Origin of the sequence: uncultured Kluyvera sp., assembly GCF_902485085.1 — a bacterium.
Taxonomy (GTDB): Bacteria; Pseudomonadota; Gammaproteobacteria; order Enterobacterales; family Enterobacteriaceae; genus Kluyvera; species Kluyvera ascorbata.
Window position 1 is genome coordinate 1 of sequence record NZ_CABTJS010000184.1, and the last position, 21,613, is coordinate 21,613.

Genomic DNA, 21,613 nt, shown 5'->3' on the forward strand with positions numbered 1-21,613 from the left:
AACGGTCTAAATAGGCTGATTCAAGGCATTTACGGGAGAAAAAATCGGCTCAAACATGAAGAAATGAAATGACTGAGTCAGCCGAGAAGAATTTCCCCGCTTATTCGCACCTTCCCTAAGCCTGTTGGTTTTACTATTTACCCGGGAACCTATAGTTGTATGGGTTCCCGGTATAATATTAAATGGTTTACGACTGCCAGGGCAGATTAGCTGGGAGCGGGAACTGCTTTAGAGATTAATGGGCTTGGTAGTAGGACATATCACCAGCTTTAATCAGTTTAAATGTGCCGTCTCCCTGGTAAGATAAGGTGGTAACACTCATATTATCAATTAACGGCACAGCCTCTTTACCTGGTGTAAGTGTGTCGATAATAGTGCCAATAGCCCCACCATGGCTAACTACCAGTACATTTTTATAACCGTTTTTTTCGGCATTTTTTGCTATATCTTCTAGAGAATCATGTAACCGTGTTTCAATCTGTTGGTAGTTTTCGGCCCAATGCATGGGATCGTTTTGACTGATTTCATTTGCAATATCCCTATCAGTCGCCTTACTCATCAACTGATCCCACTGAGTGAAGTTTTTGTCATAGCTCAGATTCCACTTTTTGAAAATCGGCGTCCACAGCTCACCATCTAAGCCGCCTTCGTACCCTCCGTAGTTCCACTCTCTGAGTCTGTTATCTTCGATAACAGCTAAGTTACTATGTTGCTTGCTTTTAATTATACTAGCGGTTTCCCTGGCCCTACCAAGATCGCTGGTGTATAGGATATCAAATTTGATTGTTGAAAGACCATTAGCCACCATATAGGCGTCTTTCTTGCCCTTTTCTGTTAGTGGTGAATCTGACCAACCTTGCACCCGGTGGAGCGTATTGAACATCGTTTTACCGTGTCTTACGATATAGATTTTTATTTCTTTATTTTCTATATTTGATTTTTCTACTGGTTCAGCTACGGCAGTTGAAAAGAACATTGCCGAAACAATACCAAGGATAATCTTATTTATAATAGTCATACAGAGTCCTTTGAGCGTAAGTGTATCTATAATATCCAGGAAGTAATCGATAATAAATATTAAAGCGCGTGATATGATGCAGTATTACTATCCATCACTAAACTCATATACTCACATTTTGTTTAACAATGTCTTCCTTTTTTTTGTTTTAAAAGTTCCTGTTTTTTGCGTTACCGTCAAAAAATAGTGAACTTGTGAATTAAATCACTTTTGACAACCCCACCTGGCCCCGAATATTTTGCATGGCAAAGAACTCTGATAGCACGTTGAACTTCAGCGAGCAGCGTCGCGGTAGGGGGAATCAACACAACTGTGGTTGATAGCGAAACTGATGATAATGGGTGAAGGCGTATTGAAGAAAAAGGCATCACAATACTAAAAGCGTGATGCCAGGTCTTTATTTATATAAAACCCTTAGGGTAATTAGCTTGGTTTTATCGTTGATCTTCTTCAGTGACGATGAGAAATAAAATCGATCATTGAGGTTGCCGGATGCTTTTCTGGAGGTTAACACGTACGTGTTGGCTTCTTGGGTACGTCCACATGACAACCTGACCTGGTTGTTATTTGTGCTAACAAAGCACGACGGTTCTACTATTTTTCCTAGAAAATGAACATCACTGCCTGACGAGTAAGAGCTGGCAAAAGCCAGGCTTGAAGAACAAAGTAAGGAAAAAACTGGCGCTATCATTGATAATTTTTTAATCATACAGTATCTCGTCAAATAACGTAACGCGAGTAAAATTAGTATCGCTTTCTGGAGAATAAGAACCTGAAGGATGACTGGGTTTTCACAGAATATATAATGAGAAGAGAGGGGGGGAATTGATCTTGATTATGTTTTATGGGTGAGATTAACAGCAAACAACTATTCATTGAGATCTATCAATAGATTTATTCGTTTGTCTGTCTAATGAAAAGGGGTAGGAATATCTATTTTAGACTTATACAGTCAATGGTTACGAAAGAGTAGCAAAGGACAACCCTAAAGAGGTATGTCCTTATAAGTGGAGAGGGGGCAAGTAAATACGGCGATTTCCAACGTTACAAAACACAAGTTTGCAAGGTTAGTAGTTTCAGATTATCTCACTCCCGTTGAGACTCCGTGCTAAATGTGCGGGAAAACTGATGGCCTTCATCATCGATAATAGAAGTTTCGACGGTCGCATTATCATTAAAGGATTCAACGGCTCCTTCAACCTCAAACGTTTTCTGGCTCAGTGGTGCAATCATCATGTTGCTTTCTTGTTTGACCTCATATTTCTTACCGTTGGCTAAGAGTGAGATTTTGGCAAATGAGATATGAAATAATGAATCATTTTTACCGGTCAGCGATACGGAACGGCCATTTTTTCTGACTGTAAAACTAAGCTGGTTGACAGCAAGGCCTGCTTTTTTAGCGATACTATGCGGACGATAAAAAATCTTCATTTGCGTATTCATGGCCAGAGTCACCTGTGTCTGGTAGGGCGGTATCGTTGGTTTGCCAGGTGGTATTTCATAAAGATTAAGCCAGGCAACGGATTCTCTATCATCAGGTAGACTTAAGTTATTCCTTACGATACGTAAACCTTTCATGGCTCCTGAATGCATTTTGAATACACCAGGCAACGATACGAATGGTGCAACAGTAGAATCTGGCGTGCTTTTAATGTCGCCATCATCAACCCAGGTCTGAACAATGACGGGGTAGGCATTCGTATTGACAAGCATCAGGCTTTTTTCATTGTCACCCTCAACAAAAATAACCCGGGTGGCTGATGCAATAATTCCAGCATTTGCATATTGACCCGACGAGGCAATGAAAACAGCACTGAGGAGCAGTAGTAATGATATTTTAATCGGACTCATTGGACCTTTACCCAGATATATGCTTTGGCATCAACCTTACCCGCTGTTACGGTTTCCCCTGGAATTCGGGTAAGCGTTGCGGTTAATTGCGTGGTGTAGTGGGTGTAGCCGTCAGTTGTGCTACCGTTGCTGGTTGAACCATCCAGCACCGGGTACCATCCGCCGGCATTGCCGGTTAAGCTGGAAGGATTGGAAGCTGCCCAACCTAAAAAATTCATGGCTGTTCCAGTTTCGGTGTTTGAAAGTTCAATTCCAACGCCGGTTGCTACGCTGCTATCAGTACCGTAACCATCGGAAAGAAGATAGCTCACACCGCCGCTTGAATTAACGAGGCCGAGTTCCTGAGCAAGGGTGTAAGCTTCATAGGGAACCTGTAAACCCAACGCTGTTCCGTCGCTACTGACACCTGATACCGCTGAGTTATCACACTCAATGTTAATGACGAATTGGGCCTGAGAAGATGAACCATTATTTAATGCGGAAACAGAAATCGTCGGTAATAAAACCAGTGGGGTCACATTACGGGCAACACATGTTGCGGTATGCGTAAGCGTTGAAACTGGAGAAGTGCCCATGCCAAATGCATTCCAGCGACCGGTTCCCCAGACACTATAGTTCGTTGCGGAATCACTACCTACTGTGTCAGATTCAATGCCTGGGCCTGCAAAAGTCACATAGCCGTTGGGTTGGGCGCAGCTGTAAGTAGACGTTCCGGTTGTTGACGCCATACCGTATGTTAAGTCCGATGCGCTATAACCACAGTACTGATTTGCCCCCTGGCCGGGCAGTGAACTGATTTTAATCAGGTCGGCGCGAACTGAACTAAAATCCTTAACCCTTATCTGAATATATCCATCGGATGTAGTGGCATAGCTTTTAATTGGATATTGCTGCCAATAGCGTGTGAACTCAAGCCCCGAATTCAGATGCGTGAGCTTAATTCCGACATAAGGAAAATAGGTGGCAAAATAGTTAGGATAACCGTCAGCGGCCCCCAGGTCATAATATCCACCGACACGGTCATCGCCGTTCGTGGCGAATACTTCATAAATACTTCCAGCATCACTGGCTGCACATTGATAAAGCACCTGGTCGGGATCCGAATAACGAACACCTGAAGTAAGGTTAAAAGTGCTACTACCTAAAGGGGTGCCCACCGGTTGAAGATATGCACTTGTAAGGTTAACTCTTCCAAGGCCAATACCGACACCACAGGTATCGCACCCGGCATCCACAGTGGGCGAGACGCGTGTACAGGTGGCGTAAGAGGGTAATGTATAACACAATGATAGAAATACGATGGAGAAAAATAAATTATACATAGTGGTTCCTCGGTAAACTAACGGCATTGAGCATCAAGTAACGCAACAGGCGCATCAAGGTTAGTGGGTAAATCATATTCTAAATTGCATTTTTGATTATCTTGATTGCCCCACTTCAAGGTGATTTTGGCATGCTGTTTTACGCTACGCAGATATACCTGGTTAGCTTGCCCGACCATACCTATTTCTTTCCCGTCTGAATCGAGAACAGAAGTCCCCATGGGGATAATTTTATTATTTAGCGTTTTAGCCGTAATCAAAATAGCTTGCCCATTGATAGTGTTGAATTTCACTCTAACGGTGGCTCCGGCATAAGGCGCAATACGTTTGTGACCATCTTCAAGTTCAACTTTATTATTCATACCCTGTGGATCTAAGGCTACCGTATTATAATGATATGGCGTCAACGATGGCGCCAAAGCATAACCAAAGTAATCAATTTTTGAGCCCTGTCCGCCCACAATTTTGGCTCCCCTGGCTCCTGGCGCATCAATAAGTGCAAAGCTGTCTCCCACATATGGGCCAAGGGTAATCCCTCCACGGTGCACTACAGCAGCACCCTGTAAGGACATTGAACCTTGCCAGTATTGTTGCGATGTCGATGCCGAGCCGGTGACATTAGCGTAAGGTAATCGAGTTTGAAGATTACCTCCCCAGATATTTTGGTGACTGGTGTTATCTGTGGAGAACTTAACGCCGTAGCTTACAGGATTATCATCACCCACGTTGCCAGATAATGACGTCTGGTAACTGCTTCCTTGACCTTTGGTGTTGTTTGCCACTACTGACACACTGGGTGAATTCATTTCTCGTCCAAGCGGGAAAGTTAATGATAATGCTGTAGTCGTCTGGGATTTATATATATTACTATAACTGGCACTAGAACCATAATCGTATTGGTCGTTATAGTTATAAGCATAACTTAATGTTCTCGACTTCGTTACTGACAGATTTAATGCCACTCCATTATTGAATATTTTTCCCCAACCGAATTGCAGCTGCTTATCGCGATTACGGTTATCACGATAATCCTGTATTGAACCTGATAATGTCAGGTTGCCCAAATCACCTATATTTTGATTAAGCGATAACTCAAAGCGAGAACGCTGACGATAAGTCGTGGATGACCACGCATCACCGTTTTTAGCCGCTTTGCGCAGACCAAGTACATCGCCCATTTCCCGGTAACCGTCGGTTGAATAGCGATATCCTGCAATGGACAATGTCGTATTAAAGGGTTGAAACGTTTTGCTATATGACAGGTGCATAAGCCATCCTGCGGCATCATCATCAGGGAGGCTCGCATGGGAGTATGTTGTGTCCATCCCAAAGGCCCCAAATGAATTGGTGTATACACCGCCAAGCATTATTGACTGATAGCCATCAGCAAATTGGTTACCAAGGTTAAGCGTTAGCTCATTTGTTAACCCGCGTTGCCATGTTAATTCGCTGAATAGATCGTCATCACCAACGTACCGCGTTTTGCCTAACGTAAAGCTGTATCTTGATAATCCTGGGCGCATAGATTCAGGAACCGCAGCAAAAGGAACGGAAAATGAATGCGTCGAGCCATCCGCCTCGGTCACGATAACGGTTAGATCACCTGCATAGTTGGTTGCGTAAAGATCTTCTATTGAAAAGGGGCCGGGAGCCACCGTAGTTTCATATAGTACATTCTTACCTTGAATAACCCTTACGCGAGCATTTGAATTAGCTACGCCACGAACGGTTGGTGCGTATCCGCGCAATGAATCAGGAAGCATACGTTCATCCGAGCTTAATTTTATGCCTCGAAACCCCAAACCGCTAAAGAAATGACCGGTGGTAAACCCTTCCCCTAATAATACTTCACTTTTGAGCGGATAAATGGCTCGCTGAACATATCGTCGAGACGTATCAAAGTTAGTGCCACTCCCGCTTTGATAACGTAGGTTTGATATCTGGCGATAACGCCACAGACCCAAATTTATGCCGCCATTCATGCTTGCATAGGTAGAGTTCAGATCGCTGATATTGCTTTCTTTATAACTCACATGATATTGATTGAGATTGTAGTTCATGAAAAACATTGACTCGCCAGATTCGAGAATGTTTTCAGTGATATATCCACGAGGCCTACGGTTCATCATAGCCTGGGGAATGCTCAGATCTATTCTTAACTGCGGCAGATCAATGGTGGACTTTATATCAGCGCCGAGAGGGTAAGTTTTCGTACCCTCCTGAGCTTTTATTTTCAATCCAATGTTTTGAATCTGTTTCAGGGTAAAGTAGGGAGATGTATGACTGTCTTTATCTCGCTCAATTGATATATCATCACGGAATACAAAATTCCCGTTAACGTAGACATCAAGCAGGTACTTGCCAGGCGCTATAGTCTCTTCTTGTTTGAATTTATCAAGCATTGCATTGTTAAGTGAACTGCCGCGTAACAATGAGGTGTCAAATGTAAATCCGTCATCCGCACCGTGAGCAAGAAAACTAAATGGAAAAATAATAAATGTATTCCAGATAAAGAAATTTATTTTTTCATTAAGTAAGTTCATAGTAGCAAACCTGTTAAAAATCATAAGTCCGTTTAATTTCTACGCCATAATCGTTGATAACTTTCAATGTCACTTGAGATTTTTTAAACGTTCCCTGAATCGGAAAATCTTGAGAGGAAAAAGGGGCGATCATTTTTATATTTTTAATGTTTTCTATTTTATTATTGCTAACGATCGTTGCCGAGCTTATATTGGCATGAAATGGCATCGGATTTTTTATCGTCAGTGAATTACCTGTCCTTGAAACCAACAAATTATCTGCCATCTGATTAGGGTCACCCTGAAGATTGGCCGGGCGATAGAACAACTTTAGGTTATTGGTCACCATTAACAGGAGTTTATTCTTGTCTTTATCCTCATCATTGACCGCGGGAACCTGGAGGAAATTAAAATAAAATACAGACTCTCTATCCGCAGGTAATTTTTCCTTGCCTGAAAACATGATTCTAACTAACTGACTTTTTTTGGCGTCAATCCTGAAAATAGGTGGTGTAATAATGAATGGTGCAGATGCCTTATCCGGTGAGGAGTTTTTCGCTTTGCTATCAACCCATATCTGCACTAAAGAAGGCTTATTGTCTTGATTGCTAAACTGTAATGTCTTTTCCTTTGATGCCGAATTATAGATAATGCGGGTGCCGACCAATGTTACACTCGCCATTGTTTTATTGATGAAAGCGAACAGGAAAATAATGATGATATACTTATTAACATGTAACATTAATAACGGCCATTTATCTAATAGTATTAAAACCCTAAACTGCATCAATTTAGGGTTAACGCATATTTAAAAAACTATTCGTAGGTGATTGCGTACTGGGCGCTGGCAATGACGGTACCTGCAGTAACACCGGTATCCTCAGCATAGTAACGGACGATTAAATCTTGTGACGTCGAGTCAGCACCGGTAGCCAGCGTCATGGCTGAGGTTGTGGCTATTGAGCCTGAGGCGAAAGATAACGGTGTGGTTGCATCACTGTCGACCAACTGGATTGATACATTTGTGGCATCACCCGTATTGCCAAGATTGCCGTTGGTCGTAATATTATTACCAGCAAATTCCGTCTTAATCGCGGTATCAGCCGTAGCAACATCGCAGCCGGTAACGTTCACGGTAAATGTCGTTTCACCTGCAGTTGCGCCAGCGGTTGCCAGAGAGCTTGTCGAAACTGTAGGCAGCAATACAACTGGATTAGCTTCATTGCCGTTAATGTTGACGGAACAGGTTTGGGTGCTGACTTCCCCTTTGAATTGCACTGTGTTGGTCGAGTCAGCATATACGCTGGATGCTGAAACTGATGCTAACGATAAGACAAGTAATTTCTTTAACATGATTTTTCCTTTATTGATTGCATAACACGTATGTTGATTTTCCATAAGTTAAAGCATCCTTTTTATTGTAATGCCCATTTTTCGTTCTATTGAGCTGCGTAAGTTATATATTCTCTTGTCAGTGGTGTATGTACGAGAAGCTATTTCCTGGACAGACATTCCTTTGATTAGATACTTAAGCACCTGAAGTTCTGTGTAGTTTATTTTTCCATAACTTCTTGTACTGATGCTTCTTCCTGATAAAAAGTATTCAAGCCTCCTCCTGAAGACAATCACACCATCGGTACTGCTAAGCACTTCTTTGATTCCTGGATTGATGCTTTGAAAATACAGAGCAAGAGCTTTTAAATATCTATCGGTAACCAGGATGACAGTTAACCCCGAACTAACCAAGCGAGCATTCCAGTCAGTATTTAAAAAGTACTTAATGTTGTAATACGAGAAATCTACAAATAAGTAGCCTTTACCAATGATTATCGCTCTTGTGGATTTGAGCATATCAAGAAGGCCATCCGTAAAAAACATATTGCTATTAGGCCATATACTTACCTGACCATTGAGACAATTAGCGGACTTCACCATTCGCTGCGGTAAGATCTCACATTTCAATGCACAACTTTGGCACAGCAGTTTGTATCCTTTGTCAAACAATGATTAAGCCTCAGTCAATTCAGGATATTAAGAATTAACATCATAATAACTGTAATTTGATTTAAGACAAATGAAATGCATTTAAATTACAAAGGATTATCTTCATATATTCTCCTATACAATCAGTTTGGTTTTTATTCATATTATGAGGTTTATTAAGACTTTTCATGTTTATACTAGGAATTTTCATTATAAATTGTCATTGTCTATAACCCTTCCTGGGGGTATAGAATTATATTTTTATTCAATCCGTTTTCGTGTAAATCATTGATTTATTGAGTGATGTGAAGAACATGATGATTTTTCATTAAAAGTAATATTTGAGGCGAGTTCTTAATCTGCTGGTTGTTATTTATACAGCCATATACGGGAAGGGCGTCAATATTGATGTTGTGATGAAAAAATGTTTACAGGTGAGGCCGAAAAACGGTCAAGTTAATAGAGTCGCAGAGGATGATTGGAACAGTATTAAGTGCACGGGATAGGCTGAATTCTGGTACGCAGCATGCGAAACCCCATAAAGTACAGATACAGCTATGAAAGCATAATCCAGCTGACCGGCAACCGTTGCAAATAGCCCAGTTCGGAGGAGAGCGCGAAAAGTGACGGGACATCGACCACGGCAGCAGTGGAAGCATTAGCAAAGATAAATAGAACTATTTTTTGAATCAATCCCATTCATTAATCGCACTTTTTAATTTGATTTTTAAACCATATCCTTATCTCAACCACTAGAGTTCATACTCAAAGTTCAACGATATTTATCATCAAGGATAAGAATATGGAAAACCGTTCACTGCAAGAGATGTCTTCCGACCTGTCAGAGTTCGTGGGAACCCACTTCGTATACACCTATGACAACGGCTGGAAATATGAGTGGTACGCACGTAATGACAATACCTGCGACTACCGTATTCATCAGGGGTTAGTTGGTGGGCGTTGGGTGACAAATCAGAAAATGCATGCCATCCAGTTTGCTCCGGGCATCTACAAAGTCGACTGGCATGAACCGACTGGAACCTGTGTGAGCCTGCTGTTTGATCTGAAACGTAAACTCGTACATGGGACAATCTTTTTCCCACAGTGGATTGCCGGCGAAGGGCAGCACCCAGAAAAAACCATCTGCTATCAGAATGAGTTCATCGAAGATATGCATCGCTTCCGCGATGAAGGTCCAGCCTATCCTTATGTCATCATCCCTGAGTTTGCCCAGGTAACCTATATGAAAAATGAAGGTGCCGACAATGACGAGGTTATCAACATGCCTCCTGGCCAGCTTCCTGATAACTTTTTTGATGGTAAGTAAAAGCGAATAATCTGCCCGCTAAGAAAGCCGCAGGCGGCAGGAAAGATGGGAAATCACCCGGTAAAGTAGATACTCACTATACCGGAGAACTCACAGTTTTAGACTGCGCTATTTACCCCGTAAAAACGAATCCGGCCCAGGTTTCTCCGGGCCGCACCTCATCAATCCAACACCGTCCGATCCCTCTCAATCACCATCTCCTTCATCTCCTCAAAATGCCGTCTCGAAAAGTCCGCAATCTTCTCCCAATCCTGCGCCGTCTTTTCCGCCACTTCATCCGATAACACCTTCAGCGGCTGCCCGGTCGACCACGCGGTAATCAGAATCTGGCAAGCGCGTTCCAGCGTCCAGATATCATCAAACGCCTCGCCAATATTGGGTGCTGTCACCAGCACGCCGTGGTTGCCCATCAGTAGGCGGCGTTTATCTGCCAGCAGCCCCGCCAGTCTTGCGCCTTCTGCGGTGGTGTCCGCCATGCCGCCGTACAGCGTGTCGACGGCAACGCGGTTAAAATAGCGGGCGGTGTTCTGGTCAACCGGCAGGATCTGCGGCGTGGCCAGACAGGCGAGGCTGGTGGTGTAGACCGGGTGCAGGTGAAGCACCACTCGCACGTCCGGCAGGCGCTGGTGAATTTGCCCGTGAATCGCCCATGCGGTGGCGTCCACGTCCGGGCGCGCCGCGCAGCTTTCATCATCAGCGTTCAGCAGCAAAAGGTCGCTGGCGCGAATGCGTGAGAAATGCTTCCACTTCGGGTTCAGCAGAAACGTTTTCCCATCGGGTGAGAGCGCCGCGCTGAAATGGTTGGCAACCGCTTCATGCATCCCAAGCTGGGCGATGATGCGAAAGGTCACCGCGAGATCGATACGGGTTTGCTCTTCGTGCGAGTAGCGCATAGTGATTACTCCGCTTTTGGCATCAGGGTTTGCAGGTCCTCTGCGCTCGGTGCCTGGAAATTGTATTTCTTCAGCAGCGCGGCGTATTCCGGCGTGGCGCTGAATTTCTTCAGACCTTCCTCAAGCGCGGTTTTCACCTCGGTATTGCCTTTCTTCACGCCATAGCCGTTCAGCACCGGGTAGATAAGCGTCTCGGAGGAGATCACCACGCGGTCGCCGAGCTTCTCAACAACCCCACGCGCAACCGCCGCATCGGTGATCTGCGCTTCCACGCACGGGAGAGCATCGCCTGAGTGGTTTGCGGATCGGTGGTGTATTCGCTCAGTTGAATCGGCTTAAGACCTTTTTTCACGCAGTAGTCGACGGAAAGCTTCTGCAACTGCGCCAGCCAGGAGGTTGCGCCCATCGAGCCAATTTTATGGCCGCAGAACTCCTCTGGGGTTTTTGGCTGATAGTCGCTGCCTTTTAGCGACAGAATCGCTTCGCCGCTTTTCAGATACGGCACCATGTCGATAACCTTCAGACGCTCGGCGGTGATGTACATCGACGAGTTGGTGATGTCGAAACGGCCACCCTGTAAGCCAGGAATCAGGTTCGGGAAGCGTGTGTCGATATTGACCGCTTCCCGGCCCATGGTTTTTGCCAGGCCATCGAGAAACTCGATATCGAACCCGGCCGGTTTATTGTTCTCCATATATTCATACGGGAAAAAGGTCATGTCCGAACCGGCGGTGATCTTGCCGTCGTGCTGGAAGGCCAGCGCGCTAAAGGACGTCAGCGCGCCAGCGGCGCAAAGGAGCAGGGCAACAGGACGCAGTGCAGTCAAACGTGTCATAAAACCTCCAGAAAAATGAGCAAATTACATGCTGGCGCTGTCGGCACCGGCCTGTTGAACAAAGAAGGATGCGCCGCGTGGTTTCTGCGGCAGACGAAGCTGGTTCACGGTGCTGCGCACAAGGCCGCTCTCTGCACCCGCGACCAGTTGACCCGCGTGGGCGCTCGGCAGCGGGTTTTCACCAAACGGCAGCGCGTCTTCGGCGGCATAGACGCTGATGAACATCGTGCGCGGCTGTGCGGTCTCGTTCGGGCTTGAAGCGTGCAGCAGGCGCGTGTGCATAAAGCAGACGGAGCCCGAAGGGCCAAAGCAGGCCTGCGGCTGCTGGCAATGCGCGTCAACCACGTCGGTATCCACCGCGCCGGTAAAACGCTCGTTTTGCCAGTGCGACCACAGTGGCCCTTTATGGCTGGCGGGCACCACATTCAGCGGGCCGTTCTCCGGGGTGACGTCGCTCACCATCAGCAGCGCGGTGATGATGTCGTCGTTGCTATGCGGGGTGAACAGAAAATCCTGATGCCATTTCACCTGCGTGGCGGTGTGCGGCAGCTTGGAGTTAATTTTGCTGTGATGAAAACGGGTGCCGCTGCCGCCGATAAGCTGGGCGGCGATGGTCGCCATCCGCGAGTTCAGCGCCGCGTGGTGATAGGCGGCGGAGATCTCGGTAGGCGAGGTGACGCGGCGAAGAGAAGGGTGATCCGGCGAATGATCCTGCTCAAGGTCAAAGCGCGGACGTCCGTCCAGCGTCTCGCCCCATACCGCGTCGTGGGCGCGGCTCTCTTCCACCCAGCCGTCAAAATCGGTCTGCAATGCGGCGATTTCATCGCTGGAAAGCACCCCTTCGACAACCAGATAACCCTGCTGATGAAACTGCTCGATTTGCCATTGCGCGATCATAGTGGTTCCTCTTCAAGTACGAATGATTAAGCCAAAGAGACATCTTTCAGGAAGGCATCGACGCGAGGGTGTTGCCCGCTACGCATGGCCTGCGGCGTGTCGTCACAGACCACCCGGCCTTTTTCCATAAATACAATTCGGTCAGAGACTTTGAAGGCGAAGTTCATCTCGTGGGTAACGATGACCATGGTGATGCCTTCATGCGCCAGGGATTCAATTACCTGTAGCACTTCGTTAACCTTTTCTGGGTCCAGCGCTGAGGTCGGTTCATCAAACAGCATGATCTGTGGGCGCATCATCAGCGCGCGGGCAATCGCCACACGCTGCTGCTGGCCGCCGGAGAGCTGGTGCGGATACTTCCACGCGTGTTCCAGCATGCCGACCTTATGCAGCAGTTCACAGGCATGCTGGCGCAGCTCGGCATCGGTCGCCAGGCGGTGGTAGCGCGGTGCCAGCAGCAGATTGCCGAGCACGGTGAGGTGCGGGAACAGGTTGAAGCTCTGGAACACCATGCCGATATTCAGGCGATGCTTAGCCTCTTCCATAAAGCGTGGCTTCTGCTGACCCTGACGCTCAAGGTGGATAAACGGCTGGCCGTTGATGCTGATTTCGCCGTTATCAATTTGTTCCAGGCCGTTCAGCAGGCGGATAAGCGTGGTTTTTCCCGAGCCGGACGGGCCAATAACCGAAACCACTTCGCCTGGCTGGATCTTGAGGCTTACCGCGCCGAGCACTTCGACATTGTTATAGGCTTTGTGCAGCTTCGAGGCCTGCAGCGCGGGCTCTTCAGCGGTCGCAACGCTTCGCGCCATCACCGGGCGCTGCGCGGTGGCCAGCTTCTGCATTTCAGCGTCAACCTGACGGGTGGTTTTGCGCTGGGTGACGTCGAGATACTTCTCCAGCCACTTGAGCAGGAAATCAAACACCGTGACGATCAGGATGTAGTAGAAGGCGACCGCCGCCATCGTCTCCATGACGAGGAAGTTCTGCGAATAGAGACGCTGACCAACCATCAGAATTTCGGTCAGTGAGATAACCGACACCAGCGAGCTGAGTTTCACAATAGCGATGTATTCGTTGGCAAGCGCTGGCAGCGCGACGCGCAGCGCCTGAGGAATAATGACTCGCCACTGAATGCCGGCGTAGCGCAAACCCAGCGCCCGCGCGGCTTCGCTTTGCCCACGGGGAATGGAAAGCAGCCCACCGCGGTGAATTTCGGCAATATAGGCAGATTCGCTTAGTACCATGGCGATGAGCCCGGCCCAGAACGGATCGTTAAGCAAAGGGGCAACGGACGGTAGCGCCTGCGGCATGTTGTAGACAAAAATCAGCAACACCAGCAGCGGCATACTGCGAAACAGCCAGATATAAAGTCGGGCCGGTGTGCTTAACCAGGCACGCGGCGATTGTTTGGCCAGCGCCAGAATAAACCCCAGCACAATACTGCAGCCCCAGGTCAGCAGACTTAATTTAATGACGGTCCAGGTGGCCTGCCAAAAATCGACATCGCTGAGCAGGCTTAACATGTAGTTCCAGTTAAACGTCATGGGCTATTTACTCGCCATAATTAACAGAAATGGAAGCAACGTGATGGTGCATTAATCCAACGTCGCCGATATTCATCGTGCAATGACACTATGCTGGCAGGATGTTCATCGAGGCAATTAGTAAATTTTTGGTCTTTAAGTTTAAAAAAACTATGCAGCGATATTAACGTTATGGAATGTAAAGTGATTATCTCAATGCCGAGATGAAACAATTAAAAAACAATCACTGAAATTAAATAACGCTATTTAGGACGAGGAGAGGTATTTGCACATTATCGGGGCAGGAAGTGCGTGGTAATAGTGCAGCATGGCTCGTGATGGTGCAATCAGAAAATAACAGCGTTAATAAAATGGCCGTTGATAAATATCAGCACTCCGTATTGGGGATAAATACCCCGTTTGGGTTAAATGGCATGAGGATTGCAACGCCATAGCAGGAAACTATTTCCGATGAGCAATGAACAATTTTTTATCAATGGTGATGCGATGAACCGATTTACACTCAAACAGCTGAAGTACTTTGTGACGGTCGTGGAGACGGAAAGTATCGCCGAGGCCTCCCGCCAGCTGCATATTGCGCAGCCGTCAATTTCTATTGCGATAAAAAACCTGGAAAGCACCTTCGACCAACAGCTGTTTATTCGCCACCATGCTCAGGGCGTGTCGCTCACCTCCAGTGGCCGCCGCATCTACGATAAAGCCAAAGAACTGCTGCGCCTGTCGTGGGAGTTTGAGCAGAACTCACGGGCAGATAAAGAGCTGGTTTCCGGCATGATTTCAGTGGGTTGCTTTGAATCCGTGGCGCCGCTGTATATGCCAAAACTGGTGGCCGGGTTTAAAAAGCTGTACCCGGAAATTACCCTGCATTTATACGACGGTGAGCAGCATGAATTAATGCATGGCCTGCATCGCGGGCGCTTTGATTTAGCGCTGGTTTACGATCTCGAACTGGGGCATTCCATTAACAAAGAGCGGCTGAACGCGCCGCACAAGCCCTATGCATTATTGCCAGCCTCACATCCATTAGCGCAAAAATCGGCGGTGACGTTACAGGAATTAAGCCGGGAACCGATGATCTTGCTGGATGCCGTCCCCAGTAAAAACTATTTTATCTCGATATTTAAAGAAAAAGGCTATCACCCGGAAGTCGCCTACAGTTCGCCGTCCATTGAAATGGTGCGCTGCATGGTGGGGCAAGGATTAGGTTTTTCGGTATTAGTCACGCGTCCGTATTGTGATATGACCTATGACGGTGAAAGGGTGGTGCAGCGAGATATTGTTGATGAGATGCCTGCATCAACATTAATTATGGCGCATCTTGCCAACAATGAGCCAACGCGCCCGACGCAGCTGTTTATGGATTATTGCCGCAGTATTGAGTTAACGCCTTCATGCGCATGAAAATAATGCCTGCATAACTTGCAGGTTTATTTTATTGCATTACGGCTACCCTCATAAAATTCTATTCAGACGATCGTTTTATAATAATTTACGATTTCCTCACAGTTACATAACCTGAGTTCTGTCAATTCCGGCGAAGACGTCGGCAACCGTGCTTGAAGGACAGAGAAATGACAGAACACATTACCGAAATCGATACCCTGGTGGTTGGCGCGGGGCAGGCGGGCGTCGCCATGAGCGAACATCTGACGACGCTCGATATTCCGCATCTGGTACTGGAAAAGCAGGGCATCGCCCAGGCGTGGCGCACCGGCCGCTGGGATTCGCTAGTCGCCAACGGTCCGGCCTGGCACGACCGCTTTCCCGGCATGATGTTCCCGGAGTGCGACGCCGACGGCTTTGTCGCCAAAGAACAGATTGCGGACTATTTCGCGGCTTATGCCCGTAGTTTTAACGCCCCCATTCGTACTGGCGTTGAGGTCTATAGCGCTGAGCGCCTGAAGGGCCGCCCGGGTTTTCGCGTGGAAACTTCGCAAGGCGTAATTGAAGCGCAGCGCATTGTCGCCGCCACCGGTCCGTTCCAGCGCCCGACGATCCCGGCGATCGCACCACAGACTGATGCCATCGATCAAATTCATTCCGCGCAGTATTACAACCCGCAGCAGCTTGCCGACGGCGGCGTGCTGGTGATTGGCGCAGGCTCTTCCGGCGTGCAGATTGCCGATGAATTGCAGCGTGCGGGGCGTAACGTGTGGCTCTCGGTCGGCGCGCATGACCGCCCACCGCGCCGCTATCGTGATCGCGATTTTTGCTGGTGGCTTGGGGTGCTTGGGCTATGGGACGCCGCGGCAAATCAGCCGGGCAAAGAACACGTTACCATTGCGGTGAGCGGCGCGCGCGGTGGCCATACCGTGGATTTCCGTCAGCTTGCCTACCAGGGCGTAACGCTGGTGGGGCAAACCCAATCGTTTGACGGCGCAACAGCCACCTTCCAGAACGATCTGGCCGACAACATTCGACGCGGCGACGACTCCTATCTGGCACTGCTCGATGCGGCGGACGCCTATGTCGCCCGCAACGGTCTCGATCTCCCTGAAGAACCGGCGGCCCGCGAGTTCCTGCTGGACCCGGCGTGCGTCACCGAACCGCTGTTAAGTCTTGATCTGATACAGGCCGGGATCGCCACCATCATCTGGGCCACCGGCTACACCACCGATTACCGCTGGTTGAAGGTGAATGCTTTTAACGATGCGCAGCGTCCGCAGCATCACCGCGGTGTTTCTAGCGAGCCGGGCGTCTATTTCCTGGGCCTGCCGTGGTTGTCGCGTCGCGGTTCAACCTTTATCTGGGGCGTGTGGCACGACGCGAAATACATCGCCGACCAGATTGCTATCCAGCGCCAGTACCAGCACTACCAGCCATCCTGATAATCCGTGAATAAAGGAACACAACGATGCCAACCCATACCCGTATTCGCATGTTTAACACCAAAGAGACCTACCCGAACCAGTCGCTGAACAACGATTTATGCCAGGCGGTGCGTGCGGGCAACACCGTGTACGTACGCGGTCAGGTCGGTACCGATTTTGACGGTAACCTGATTGGCCTTGGCGACCCGCGCGCGCAGGCGGAACAGGCAATGAAGAACGTGGCGCAACTGCTGAAAGAAGCGGGCAGCGACCTGACGCACATTGTGAAAACCACCACCTATCTTATCGACCCGCGCTATCGCGAGCCGGTGTATCAGGAAGTTGGCAAGTGGTTGAAAGGCGTTTTCCCTATCTCAACCGGCGTGGTGGTGTCGGCGCTGGCGCAGCCGCAGTGGCTGATGGAAATTGACGTCACGGCGGTGATCCCGGACGACTGGAACGGCGAGGTGGCGTAATGACGATTTCGATTGCAGCACTGTGCCCTGAGTCCGGGCAGTTAGGTATCGCGATTAGCTCTTCAAGCATTGCCGTGGGCGCACGCTGCCCGTGGCTGCTGGCGGGCGTAGGCGCGGTCTCCAGCCAGAACATCACGCTGCCGTCTCTGGGGCCGCATATTCTTGCTAGCCTGGAAGCAGGCGAGTCGGTGGAGCAGGCGCTGAACCGCGCGCTGGCGGAGGATCGTTTTAGCGAGTATCGCCAGGTGACGGTGATTGACGCCAGTGGCGAAATTGCCATCTTTAGCGGTGAACACACATTGGGTATTGGTGAAACGCTGGCAGGTGAGAACTGCGTGGCCGCAGGGAATATGCTGGCGGAGCGCGGCGTCATTGCCGCCATGGTTGAAGCCTTTGAAAACGCGACCGGGGAACTGGCCAGCCGACTGATAGCCGGGTTACGCGCGGGGATCGCCGCCGGTGGCGAAGCCGGGCCGGTGCACTCGGCGGCGGTGAAAGTGGTGGAAGATTATGCCTGGCCGGTCGTCGACCTGCGCGTTGACTGGGCGGACGACGATCCGATCGCCGAGCTGGAGCAGCTATGGCTGGCGTATGAACCGCAGATGGAGGCCTACATTACCCGCGCCCTGGACCCGCGCGATGCACCATCTTACGGCGTGCCGGGCGATGAATAATTCCGCGCGCGATATTCTGGCCGCGCTGCTGGCGTTTGATACCACCAGTCGCGAATCCAATCTGGCGCTGATTGACTGGATTGCTGATTTTCTGGCCGTGCGTGGCATTACTTGCCAGCGTTTTTACAACCAGGACGGGCGCAAAGCGAACCTCTACGCCCGCCTGGGGCCAGAAGGGCCGGGCGGGGTGATGCTCTCGGGTCACACAGACGTGGTTCCCGTCGATGGGCAGACCTGGAGCGTGCCACCGTTTGCGCTCACCGAGCGCGACGGGCGTTACTACGGGCGCGGCAGTGCCGACATGAAAGGTTTTATTGCCTGCGTGCTGGCGAGCGTCGATGCCTTTTGCGCAGAGACGCTGCGCATGCCGCTGCATCTGGCGTTCTCCTATGACGAAGAGGTGGGCTGCCTCGGTGTGCGCAGCCTGGTGGATTTTATTGCGGCCTCGCCGGAGAAACCCGCACTGTGCCTGATTGGCGAACCAACGGAAATGCAGCCGGTCTACGGGCACAAAGGCAAACTGGCGATGCGCTGCTGCGTAGAAGGTCAGGCCTGCCATTCTGCCTATGCGCCACAGGGTGTTAACGCTATCCACTATGCCGCGAAATTGATTACCCGGCTGGAATCATTGGGCGATGCGCTGGCGCAACATAAAGATCAGCGTTTTTCACCAGCTTTCAGCACCTTACAGGTGGGGATGATTCAGGGCGGGGCGGCGCTGAACATCGTCCCGCAGTCTTGTTGGTTTGATTTTGAAATCCGCTATTTGCCCAACGTTAACCCGGACACCGTCACGACATCGCTGGCGGACTATGCCCATCAATTGCTGCCGCAGATGCGGCAAATCGCCGCACGCAGCGATATTCAGTTTCAGCCATTAAGTCATTATCCGGGGCTGCTCAACGACCCGCAGTCTGACTTTGCCCGCTGGCTGGCGCAGTGGTGCGGCAGCGATAATTTCTCCACCGTGGCGTTTGGCACCGAGGGGGGATTGTTTGATGACGTGGGGGTAGCGACGCTGATTTGCGGGCCCGGCAGTATGGCGCAGGGCCATAAACCCGATGAATACGTCAGCATTCCGCAAATGGAACGCTGCACACAGATGCTGGAGAACCTCTGCGCCTGGATGCGCGCCGAACCCTAAGATTCCCTCAACACAGGATCGTAAGCGATGCAAAAAGATCTCACTGCACCTATTGATCAACAAACCGTCGACCGCTGGCAGGCCGATGGCGTGGTGTTACTGAAAGGCGTATTCACCCCGTGGATTGAACCGCTCTCCCGCGGCGTTGCCGCGCTGATGGCGAATCCCAGTGAATATGGGTATGCGCGCACGGTGGTCCCCAAAGATGGCTCGGCGCCGTTTTTTCAGGATTACTGCAACTGGTCGCGGATATCGGAGTTTGAGGATTTCGTGTTCCAATCGGCGGCAGCAGAAATCGCCGCCGCGTTGATGCAGTCGCAGACGGCGAAGTTTTTCCATGAGCATACGCTGGTGAAGCAGCCGGGGGGCAGCACGGTGACCCCATGGCATCACGATCAGCCGTATTATTGCGTTTCTGGGCGGCAGAACGTGAGCTTCTGGATCCCGCTGGACCCGGTTGCACAGGCCACCTCGCTGCGCTGTATTCGCGGCTCGCACCGCTGGGACGCCGAGTTCAGCCCAACCCGATTTAACGGCACGAAACTCTACGATCATGCCCGTTTTCGCTCGCTGCCGGACATCGATGCGCATGAAGAGGAATACGATATCGTCAGTTGGGATCTGGAACCGGGGGATGCCGTGGCGTTTCATTTTCGCACCGTTCATGGCGCGCGAGGAAATCATACCGCGCGTTCCCGACGGGTCTTTTCTGCCCGCTGGGTGGGCGATGACGCCGCTTTTGCCGATCGCGGCGGCGTGACCTCTCCACCGTTTCCGGAACTGAGGTTGCGAGATGGTGAACCGCTCGACTCTCCGCTGTTTCCGCAGGTCTGGCCGAGAGGCTAGCTGTTGATGCCGGGTGGCGGCCAGGCCTGCAGGTTTGGGCGTTGGTGTTATCCCGGCGTCGTGTTGTACCCCTCATTCATCTCAGTACCAAAATTCAGCGCCGAATAGCATCGACGTCAGGAAATGAGTCAGTTGCGACACAAAGCGATATATAGCCAAATATATAGCGATTAGAATAACCTATGAGGTTCAGCATGAATTTGTTTATGTTTTATATTGGTGGGAATGCGGGAAAATCGAATATTGAAGTGCATGATATTCAGTTTGTTGCAGCCAACGAGCCTCAGGATGCCTGGCCTGCGCTCCGTGAATCATGGTTTGGCGATAGCGATAAAATTCATATCGACGGTTACAGTCGTATTACCTGGGCAGACGGCTATGCTGTCACGCTTTCTCCTGAGCCACCTCAGTCAGCATTAAGATTATTTTTCGTCAATGCGGGAGGCTACAGCCCCGACACGCTTGCCGAGCTGCACGAATACGATTTGTTTGTCGCAGAGAGTGCCCAGGAGGCGAAGAAAAAAGCGTTGAGTACGCTGCTGTGTGGTGCCTTTCAGCAACATAAAGACAATCTGGTCGAGGTCGATGACTGCCTGCTGCTTGAAAAACTCGGTGAGATGTTTATTCATCTCACGCCTTGTGAAAACGGCTCCCGCGCTCGACCTGAGTGGCAGGGGTATTTACCGATAGGCGTTTAAATCAGGATTCTTCTGCTGCCGTTGCCGACGCAACGGTCAGCGAAGCGCCCACACTACTTACGTATTCCTATCTCAGCGTCGCTGTCTCGTCAACGTGCGCGGCAGCCCCGGGGGCGTCTTGCTCGCACCAGCTACCGCCCTGTAGCCCGGCCAAGCGCAGCGCCGCCGGGAACGGCGCCTAACCAAACCACAAGCACAAAAATGGCCCATCCCCGAGGCCGTGTTCGCTCGGCCGGGCTACGGTGGTTGTTAGAATTTCCCGCCCGTTTTACTCCGCTTAATCGCTGGAATATCCCCACTATCGTTCAACGCACCTGGGAAGGTTTTCAGCCATGCTTTCACTTTGCGCTGGTTGATATTCGCGACGCTCATACCTTCAATGCAGCCCCATAGCTCGCGGGTATTCTGCGGGGTAATCACAATACAATCTTTCATTACGCGGACTTTAACGGGCATGCCGTCGATAAATCCGGCCTGAGAGAGCCAATCTCCACCAAGGTGAACGGCGCGGCCTTCAACGAAGGAGTAAAACTCACAGTGGGTGAAGTCGGGTACGGTAGTTGGGGTGAGGGGTGTTGCCATGGGGCAGCCTCCGATGAGTGATGGTTATTTCCCTCCACCAGAGGTTCCAATCTCGTTGGTGGCGGAACCAGACGGGGTTGGAACTACCGGCCTCATCGACACCGGCGCATCTTTCGACGCCCCCGCTGGCCCACCATTGAGATGTGACCATGCGCACGACATAAAAATAGCGCTAACGCGCTGTATGT

At 49.8% G+C, this 21,613-nt stretch carries 18 protein-coding genes and 2 pseudogenes; 8 read left to right on the plus strand and 12 right to left on the minus strand.

The genetic code is table 11. The features are described 5' to 3' along the window. Positions 1-235: 235 nt before the first annotated feature. The 7 genes from RDN66_RS23060 to RDN66_RS23090 form a co-directional block, all read right to left on the minus strand. Positions 236-1,018: a histidine phosphatase family protein gene (locus tag RDN66_RS23060; RefSeq protein ID WP_202217993.1), complete on the minus strand. Its 783-nt coding sequence runs from the start codon at positions 1,016-1,018 to the stop codon at positions 236-238. 1,086 nt (positions 1,019-2,104) lie between these two features. After that, positions 2,105-2,869, minus strand: a complete 765-nt coding sequence (locus RDN66_RS23065) for a molecular chaperone (RefSeq protein WP_202217994.1) — start codon at positions 2,867-2,869, stop codon at positions 2,105-2,107. After that, positions 2,866-4,191 carry a fimbrial protein gene (locus RDN66_RS23070; protein ID WP_123651870.1) on the minus strand — a complete coding sequence of 442 codons (1,326 nt, stop codon included), beginning with the start codon at positions 4,189-4,191 and terminating at the stop codon, positions 2,866-2,868. The genes RDN66_RS23065 and RDN66_RS23070 overlap by 4 nt, the downstream gene beginning before the upstream one ends. Positions 4,192-4,208: 17 nt before the next feature. Beyond that, positions 4,209-6,734 carry a fimbria/pilus outer membrane usher protein gene (locus RDN66_RS23075; protein ID WP_308538207.1) on the minus strand — a complete coding sequence of 842 codons (2,526 nt, stop codon included), beginning with the start codon at positions 6,732-6,734 and terminating at the stop codon, positions 4,209-4,211. Positions 6,735-6,747: 13 nt separating this feature from the next. Beyond that, positions 6,748-7,455: a molecular chaperone gene (locus RDN66_RS23080; RefSeq protein ID WP_227675165.1), complete on the minus strand. Its 708-nt coding sequence runs from the start codon at positions 7,453-7,455 to the stop codon at positions 6,748-6,750. A gap of 74 nt (positions 7,456-7,529) precedes the next feature. Further along, positions 7,530-8,066, minus strand: a complete 537-nt coding sequence (locus tag RDN66_RS23085; RefSeq protein ID WP_202218114.1) for a fimbrial protein — start codon at positions 8,064-8,066, stop codon at positions 7,530-7,532. Positions 8,067-8,114: 48 nt separating this feature from the next. Next, positions 8,115-8,564 (minus strand): LuxR C-terminal-related transcriptional regulator, encoded by a 450-nt coding sequence (locus RDN66_RS23090; protein WP_167540416.1) that lies wholly within the window; start codon positions 8,562-8,564, stop codon positions 8,115-8,117. 934 nt (positions 8,565-9,498) lie between these two features. On the opposite strand from RDN66_RS23090, the gene RDN66_RS23095 reads away from it, so the two are divergent. Continuing rightward, on the plus strand, positions 9,499-10,023 hold the full coding sequence (locus RDN66_RS23095) for a phenolic acid decarboxylase (RefSeq protein ID WP_081918546.1): 525 nt from the start codon (positions 9,499-9,501) through the stop codon (positions 10,021-10,023). A 161-nt stretch (positions 10,024-10,184) separates the two neighbouring features. Here the strand turns inward: RDN66_RS23095 and RDN66_RS23100 are convergent, their stop codons facing one another. The 4 genes and pseudogenes from RDN66_RS23100 to RDN66_RS23115 all read right to left on the minus strand — a co-directional run bounded on the left by RDN66_RS23100 (position 10,185) and on the right by RDN66_RS23115 (position 14,195). Then, positions 10,185-10,916, minus strand: a complete 732-nt coding sequence (locus RDN66_RS23100; protein WP_035894736.1) for a class II aldolase and adducin N-terminal domain-containing protein — start codon at positions 10,914-10,916, stop codon at positions 10,185-10,187. A 5-nt stretch (positions 10,917-10,921) separates the two neighbouring features. After that, positions 10,922-11,751 (minus strand): annotated as a pseudogene (locus RDN66_RS23105) (ABC transporter substrate-binding protein). 24 nt (positions 11,752-11,775) lie between these two features. After that, entirely contained in the window at positions 11,776-12,648 is an 873-nt protein-coding gene (locus RDN66_RS23110) for a phytanoyl-CoA dioxygenase family protein (RefSeq protein ID WP_202217998.1), read from the minus strand. 26 nt (positions 12,649-12,674) lie between these two features. Next, positions 12,675-14,195: an amino acid ABC transporter permease/ATP-binding protein gene (locus RDN66_RS23115; RefSeq protein ID WP_035894741.1), complete on the minus strand. Its 1,521-nt coding sequence runs from the start codon at positions 14,193-14,195 to the stop codon at positions 12,675-12,677. A 486-nt stretch (positions 14,196-14,681) separates the two neighbouring features. Between RDN66_RS23115 and RDN66_RS23120 the strand changes: the two genes are divergently transcribed. The 7 genes from RDN66_RS23120 (at position 14,682) to RDN66_RS23150 (ending at position 20,843) form a co-directional block, all read left to right on the plus strand. Beyond that, positions 14,682-15,596: a LysR substrate-binding domain-containing protein gene (locus RDN66_RS23120; RefSeq protein WP_123651933.1), complete on the plus strand. Its 915-nt coding sequence runs from the start codon at positions 14,682-14,684 to the stop codon at positions 15,594-15,596. A 170-nt stretch (positions 15,597-15,766) separates the two neighbouring features. Next, positions 15,767-17,023, plus strand: a complete 1,257-nt coding sequence (locus RDN66_RS23125) for an NAD(P)/FAD-dependent oxidoreductase (RefSeq protein WP_202217999.1) — start codon at positions 15,767-15,769, stop codon at positions 17,021-17,023. Positions 17,024-17,049: 26 nt separating this feature from the next. After that, positions 17,050-17,481, plus strand: a complete 432-nt coding sequence (locus RDN66_RS23130; protein ID WP_035894744.1) for a RidA family protein — start codon at positions 17,050-17,052, stop codon at positions 17,479-17,481. After that, positions 17,481-18,155 carry a DUF1028 domain-containing protein gene (locus RDN66_RS23135; RefSeq protein WP_202218000.1) on the plus strand — a complete coding sequence of 225 codons (675 nt, stop codon included), beginning with the start codon at positions 17,481-17,483 and terminating at the stop codon, positions 18,153-18,155. The genes RDN66_RS23130 and RDN66_RS23135 overlap by 1 nt, the downstream gene beginning before the upstream one ends. Next, on the plus strand, positions 18,148-19,299 hold the full coding sequence (gene argE / locus RDN66_RS23140) for an acetylornithine deacetylase (RefSeq protein ID WP_202218001.1): 1,152 nt from the start codon (positions 18,148-18,150) through the stop codon (positions 19,297-19,299). The genes RDN66_RS23135 and argE overlap by 8 nt, the downstream gene beginning before the upstream one ends. A 27-nt stretch (positions 19,300-19,326) precedes the next feature. Further along, a complete protein-coding gene (locus RDN66_RS23145; protein ID WP_308538208.1) occupies positions 19,327-20,145 on the plus strand; it encodes a phytanoyl-CoA dioxygenase family protein in 819 nt (272 codons plus the stop codon). Positions 20,146-20,339: 194 nt separating this feature from the next. Then, complete coding sequence (locus RDN66_RS23150) at positions 20,340-20,843, plus strand: DUF1543 domain-containing protein (RefSeq protein WP_035894751.1); 504 nt, start codon at positions 20,340-20,342, stop codon at positions 20,841-20,843. Between the two features lie 249 nt (positions 20,844-21,092). Here RDN66_RS23150 and RDN66_RS23155 read toward each other — a convergent pair. Next, a pseudogene (locus RDN66_RS23155) lies at positions 21,093-21,344 on the minus strand (SymE family type I addiction module toxin); the annotation flags it as partial. Positions 21,345-21,613: the final 269 nt, after the last annotated feature.